This window comes from Streptomyces sp. MB09-02B (genome assembly GCF_033794485.1).
Classification (GTDB): Bacteria; Actinomycetota; Actinomycetes; order Streptomycetales; family Streptomycetaceae; genus Streptomyces.
Window position 1 is genome coordinate 1 of the sequence record NZ_JARGEE010000477.1, and the last position, 6,323, is coordinate 6,323.

6 protein-coding genes are annotated in these 6,323 nt (G+C 70.2%); 5 read left to right on the top strand and 1 reads right to left on the bottom strand.

Translation table 11 applies throughout. The features are described from left to right. Positions 1-458 precede the first annotated feature (458 nt). The 4 genes from dnaK to P1P70_RS38350 are packed head-to-tail and all read left to right on the top strand — an operon-like array spanning position 459 to position 4,689. Positions 459-2,306 carry a molecular chaperone DnaK gene (gene dnaK / locus P1P70_RS38335; protein WP_045558228.1) on the top strand — a complete coding sequence of 616 codons (1,848 nt, stop codon included), beginning with the start codon at positions 459-461 and terminating at the stop codon, positions 2,304-2,306. Further along, entirely contained in the window at positions 2,303-2,989 is a 687-nt protein-coding gene (gene grpE / locus P1P70_RS38340; RefSeq protein ID WP_319246017.1) for a nucleotide exchange factor GrpE, read from the top strand. Before dnaK ends, grpE begins: the two co-directional genes overlap by 4 nt. A 42-nt stretch (positions 2,990-3,031) precedes the next feature. Beyond that, a complete protein-coding gene (dnaJ, locus tag P1P70_RS38345; RefSeq protein WP_319246019.1) occupies positions 3,032-4,210 on the top strand; it encodes a molecular chaperone DnaJ in 1,179 nt (392 codons plus the stop codon). Positions 4,211-4,215: 5 nt separating this feature from the next. After that, positions 4,216-4,689 carry a heat shock protein transcriptional repressor HspR gene (locus P1P70_RS38350; RefSeq protein ID WP_319246024.1) on the top strand — a complete coding sequence of 158 codons (474 nt, stop codon included), beginning with the start codon at positions 4,216-4,218 and terminating at the stop codon, positions 4,687-4,689. 105 nt (positions 4,690-4,794) lie between these two features. Here P1P70_RS38350 and P1P70_RS38355 read toward each other — a convergent pair whose 3' ends face one another. Beyond that, a complete protein-coding gene (locus P1P70_RS38355) occupies positions 4,795-6,117 on the bottom strand; it encodes a cellulose 1,4-beta-cellobiosidase (protein ID WP_319246021.1) in 1,323 nt (440 codons plus the stop codon). 2 nt (positions 6,118-6,119) lie between these two features. Here P1P70_RS38355 and P1P70_RS38360 point away from each other — a divergent pair. After that, positions 6,120-6,323: hypothetical protein (locus P1P70_RS38360; protein WP_319246022.1), on the top strand; the 204-nt coding region annotated here is incomplete at its 3' end.

Below are 6,323 nucleotides of genomic sequence, written 5' to 3' on the forward strand. Positions count from 1 at the left end.
CCCGGTGCCCCGGCCAGGCCGGCGGTGAGGCGGCTGCCCTCCCGGCCGGGGTGTGTTTCGGCCGCCGGGCCGGTGGGCTTCTCGCGCAGTTCCCCGCGCACCTGAGGGGTGCCAGGCCCTGAGGGGCGCCAGACCCTGGCGGGCCTGGGAGCGTGGGGTGCGGCCCCTGGGGTCCACCGCTCTCCCCGTCGCCCGTCGCCCGTCGCTCGTCGCTCGTCGCCCGTCGCTCGTCGCTCGTCGCGCACCGCCCGCCGATCGGCACCCCGTCGCCCACCCCGCACGTCACTCCCGTACCGGATGCGTGCCTGCCCCGTGGACGTATACGTGCAGGTCAGTAGGCGGTTGCGTATAAGGAAAACATAAGAGTTGAGCCTCCTCCGCTCAGGTCTGTTGACCCATCGGGGGGCGTCATGCACACTTGAGTCCGTTCCACTCAAGTCATTGTTGGAGGAATTGAAATGGCACGTGCGGTCGGCATCGACCTGGGCACGACTAACTCCGTCGTCAGCGTTCTTGAAGGCGGCGAGCCCACCGTCATCACCAACGCAGAGGGCGCCAGGACCACGCCGTCCGTCGTCGCCTTCGCCAAGAACGGTGAGGTGCTCGTCGGCGAGGTGGCCAAGCGTCAGGCGGTCACGAACGTGGACCGGACGATCCGGTCCGTCAAGCGTCACATGGGCACGGACTGGAAGATCGAGCTCGACGGGAAGCACTTCAACCCGCAGCAGATGAGCGCCTTCATCCTGCAGAAGCTGAAGCGCGACGCCGAGGCCTACCTGGGCGAGAAGGTCGCGGACGCGGTCATCACCGTCCCGGCCTACTTCAACGACTCCGAGCGCCAGGCGACGAAGGAGGCCGGTGAGATCGCGGGCCTGAACGTCCTGCGCATCGTCAACGAGCCCACCGCCGCCGCCCTCGCCTACGGCCTCGACAAGGACGACCAGACGATCCTCGTCTTCGACCTCGGTGGCGGCACCTTCGACGTGTCCCTCCTGGAGATCGGCGACGGCGTCGTCGAGGTGAAGGCCACCAACGGTGACAACCACCTCGGTGGTGACGACTGGGACCAGCGCGTCGTCGACTACCTGGTGCAGCAGTTCCGCGCCGGCCACGGCGTCGACCTCGCCAAGGACAAGATGGCGCTGCAGCGTCTGCGCGAGGCCGCCGAGAAGGCGAAGATCGAGCTGTCGAGCTCCACCGAGACCTCGATCAACCTGCCCTACATCACCGCCTCCGCCGAGGGCCCCCTGCACCTCGACGAGAAGCTCACCCGCGCCCAGTTCCAGCAGCTGACGGCCGACCTGCTGGAGCGCTGCAAGACGCCGTTCCACAACGTCATCAAGGACGCCGGGATCGCCCTCTCCGAGATCGACCACGTCGTTCTCGTCGGTGGGTCGACGCGTATGCCGGCTGTCGCCGAGCTCGTGCGCGAGCTGACCGGCGGCAAGGACGCCAACAAGGGCGTCAACCCGGACGAGGTCGTCGCCATCGGCGCCGCCCTCCAGGCCGGTGTCCTCAAGGGTGAGGTCAAGGACGTCCTGCTCCTCGACGTCACCCCGCTGTCCCTCGGTATCGAGACCAAGGGCGGCATCATGACCAAGCTCATCGAGCGGAACACGACGATCCCGACCAAGCGGTCCGAGATCTTCACCACCGCCGAGGACAACCAGCCGTCCGTGCAGATCCAGGTCTACCAGGGCGAGCGCGAGATCGCGGCGTACAACAAGAAGCTCGGGATGTTCGAGCTGACCGGTCTGCCGCCCGCCCCGCGCGGTGTCCCGCAGATCGAGGTCGCCTTCGACATCGACGCCAACGGCATCATGCACGTGACCGCGAAGGACCTGGGCACGGGCAAGGAGCAGAAGATGACCGTCACCGGCGGCTCCTCGCTGCCGAAGGACGAGGTCGACCGGATGCGCCAGGAGGCCGAGAAGTACGCGGAGGAGGACCACGCCCGCCGCGAGGCCGCCGAGAGCCGCAACCAGGGCGAGCAGCTCGTCTACCAGACCGAGAAGTTCCTCAAGGACAACGAGGACAAGGTCCCCGGTGACATCAAGACCGAGGTCGAGGCGTCCGTCGCCGAGCTGAAGGAAGTGCTCAAGGGCGAGGACACCGCCGAGATCCGCACGGCCACCGAGAAGGTCGCTGCCGTCTCGCAGAAGCTCGGCCAGGCCCTCTACGCCGACGCCCAGGCCGCGCAGGCCGCGGGCGGCGAGGCCGGCGCCGGCGCCGGCGACGCCAAGGCCGACGATGACGTCGTCGACGCCGAGATCGTCGACGAGGACCGGAAGGACGGTGCCGCGTGACGGAGGAGACCCCGGGCTTCGACGAGCAGCAGCCGCAGTCGGCGCAGCCGCAGCAGCCTGATGTCCCCTCCGGCTCCGAGGACGCCGAGCCGAAGGCCGCCCCCCAGGAGGGGGCGGCCCCGGCCGGGGACGCGGCAGCGACGGCCCAGGTGGCCGGTCTGACGGCTCAGCTGGACCAGGTGCGTACGGCGCTCGGTGAGCGCACGGCGGACCTCCAGCGCCTCCAGGCCGAGTACCAGAACTACCGTCGCCGGGTCGAGCGCGACCGGATCACGGTGAAGGAGATCGCCATCGCGAACCTCCTCACCGAACTCCTGCCCGTGCTCGACGACATCGGGCGCGCGCGGGAGCACGGCGAACTCGTCGGCGGCTTCAAGTCCGTCGCCGAGTCCCTCGAGACCGTCGCGGCGAAGATGGGACTCATGCAGTTCGGCAAGGAGGGCGAGCCCTTCGACCCGACGATCCACGAGGCCCTGATGCACAGTTACGCGCCCGACGTCACCGAGACGACGTGCGTGGCGATTCTCCAGCCGGGGTATCGCATCGGCGAGCGCACCATCCGCCCCGCGCGGGTGGCCGTGGCCGAGCCGCAGCCCGGCGCGCAGACCGCCAAGGCCGAGGGCTCCGAGGAGCAGGCGGCGGCGGCCGACGACAAGGAGAGCGGTGGCCCGGACGAGGGCTGACGCCGACGAAGTGCACACCCGGTGGAAGGAGGGACGTCGCGGATGAGTACCAAGGACTTCATCGAGAAGGACTACTACAAGGTCCTCGGCGTCCCCAAGGACGCCACCGAGGCCGAGATCAAGAAGGCGTACCGCAAGCTCGCCCGCGAGTACCACCCGGACGCCAACAAGGGGAACGTCAAGGCCGAGGAGCGCTTCAAGGAGATCTCCGAGGCCAACGACATCCTCGGTGACCCCAAGAAGCGCAAGGAGTACGACGAGGCCCGCGCCCTCTTCGGCAACGGCGGCTTCCGCCCCGGACCCGGCGCCGGCGGCGGCTCGTTCAACTTCGACCTGGGCGACCTCTTCGGCGGCGGCGCCCAGGGCGGGGGACAGGCGGGCGGCTTCGGCGGGGGCATCGGCGATGTCTTCGGCGGCCTGTTCAACCGGGGCAGCTCCGGCACCACCCGCGTGCAGCCCCGGCGCGGCCAGGACATCGAGTCCGAGGTCACGCTGAGCTTCACCGAGGCCATCGAGGGCGCGACCGTCCCGCTCAGGATGTCCTCGCAGTCGCCCTGCAAGGGGTGTTCCGGCACCGGCGACGCCAACGCCACCCCCCGGGTGTGCCCGACGTGCGTCGGCACCGGTCAGGTCGCGCGGGGATCCGGCGGCGGTTTCTCCCTGACGGACCCCTGCCCGGACTGCAAGGGCCGCGGCCTGATCGCCGAGCACCCCTGCGACATCTGCAAGGGCTCGGGCCGCGCCAAGTCCTCCCGCACCATGCAGGTCCGGATCCCGGCGGGCGTCTCCGACGGCCAGCGGATCCGGCTGCGCGGCAAGGGCGCCCCCGGCGAACGGGGCGGCCCTGCGGGCGACCTGTACGTCGTCGTGCACGTCGACCCGCACCCGGTGTTCGGCCGCAAGGACGACAACCTCACGGTGACCGTCCCGGTGACGTACCCCGAGGCGGCGCTCGGCGGAGAGGTCCGGGTCCCGACCCTGGGCGGACCGCCGGTCACCCTGAAACTGCCTCCGGGCACCCCCAACGGCCGTACGATGCGGGCCCGGGGCAAGGGCGCCTTCCGCAAGGACGGCACCCGCGGGGACCTGCTGATCACGGTCGAGGTGAGTGTCCCGAAGGACCTGTCGGGGAAGGCTCGTGACGCGCTGGAGGCGTATCGCGAGGCGACCGCGGGCGAGGACCCGCGAGCGGAGCTGTTCCAGGCCGCGAAGGGAGCATGAATGTGATGGACGGCCGCCGTAGGCAGAACTCATTTGGCAACCGGGCTTATGAGCTGACGGAAGAGACACCGGTGTACGTCATCTCGGTGGCCGCCCAGCTCTCCGGTCTGCACCCGCAGACCCTGCGCCAGTACGACCGTCTCGGACTGGTCTCCCCGGACCGCACCGCCGGGCGCGGCCGTCGCTACTCGGCCCGTGACATCGAACTGCTGCGCACCGTCCAGCAGTTGTCGCAGGACGAGGGCATCAACCTGGCCGGCATCAAGCGCATCATCGAACTGGAGAACCAGGTCGCCGTGCTCCAGTCCCGGGTGGCCGAGATGGAGGCCGCACTCGACGGCGCCGCCGCGGCCATGCGCCAGCGCGAGGCGGCGGTCCACGCGTCGTACCGGCGCGACCTGGTGCCGTACCAGGAAGTGCAGCAGAGCAGCGCGTTGGTGGTGTGGCGGCCGAAGGGGCGGCAGACGTCGTCCGACTGACGGCTCGTCCGACCGGTGGCTCGTCCGACTGACGGCTCGTCAAGCAAGCGCAGGGGCCCGGAGGTTCAGGTGAACCTCCGGGCTCCTTTCGTGCCCCGCTCGGTGTCACACGTCCGGCGTGATGTCCAGCTCGGTGGCGACCACGACGTTCGGCTCACGGGTCCACTTGAAGTGGGAGTTCCAGTCGTCGTCGACGGCGTCCACGAAGAAGCAGCGTTCCTCGCCGTCCGGGACGGTCCGGTACTCGTACGAGGTGGTGGCCGCCGACAGCCACTCGACCTCGCCCGCCGAGCACACCTGCTGCTCCTCGTCGCCGATCAGCACGCCGCCGTAGACGACGTACCGGGCCAGGTCGGGCGTCGGGTTGGCGTCCCAGTTCAGTTCGAAGCCGTACTCGGTCGGTGTGGCGGTCAGCCCCGTGACCGCGGAGGGCGGGGTGTCGTCCCGGCGCCGCCCGTCGACGGAGGCGGACCGCGCGGACTCGTTGCCCGCCGCGTCGACCGCGGTCACCCGGTAGTGGTAGGTGACGCCCTGCTCGGCGGAGGCGTCCCGGTACGAGAGCTGGTCGGTGGTGCCGACCCGGGTGTAGGTGCCGTCGGCGCTCGCCGCCCGGTACACCCGGTACGACGACGCTCCCGTGACCGCCGTCCAGCCGACGCGGATGCCGCCGTCCTCGGAGGTGTCGGTGATGTCCACACCCGGGGGAACGCCGGGCGCGACCCGGTCGACGGTGGTGACAGCCTTCTCCGCGGTGCCCTGCGACTCGTTCCCGGCCTGGTCGAGGGCGCGGACCACGTAGTGGTACCGCGCGCCGGTGACCGGAAGGGTGGCGTCCGTGAACGACGTCCCCGTGGTCGTCGTCATCGGCTCGGCGAAGGCCCCGCCCTCCGCGCGGCGGTACACGCGGTAGCCCCGGAGGTCCATCTCCTTGTTCTTCGCCCAGCTCAGCTTGGCCTTGCCGGTCGCCTGGTCGTACGCCATGGCGACGCCCGTCGGCGCCAGCGGGGCGACCTTGTCGACGGTGGCGGAGGTGCGGGGCGCGTACGTGAACTTGACCTTGGCGGAGCCGGTCCAGTTGACGTAGTCGACGCGGAGGGTGTGTTTGCCGGCGGGGATGGTGAGGTTGACGGTCTTGGAGACGGTGGTGGTGCCGTTCTTCCAGAGGTCGATCTTGCGGGCGTCGGGTGTGTCCGGGTCGAGGTGGACGCGGATGCCGTCGAGGCCGGAGACGGAGAGCGCGAACGGGCCGCCGGAGCCGAAAGTCGCGGGTGACGGTCCAGCGGACGCCGAATTTGTCGGCCGGCAGCCCGGTGGCGGGCGCGCCGGTGCCCCAGTTCTCGCTGATCTTCGCGTCGCAGTCCGTCTTCTTCGGCGTACCGGAGAAGGTGGTGTTCGCGAAGAGCTGCCGTTTGAAGGCGGGGGAGGCACACGTGCCGGCCGCGTTCGCCGACGTGGCGGTCACGGTCACCGCGAGCAGGCCTCCGACGGTGGCGAACACGACGGCGGTGGCTGTGGCCGCCGTCGAGCGTCTGACTGAGGTCATGGGGTCCTTCATGAGGGGGGTGCCGATCGTCGTCGGCGGGGGACACCGCCGGCGACGATCAGACGAATGGGGTGGGGGGTGGTTGTACCGG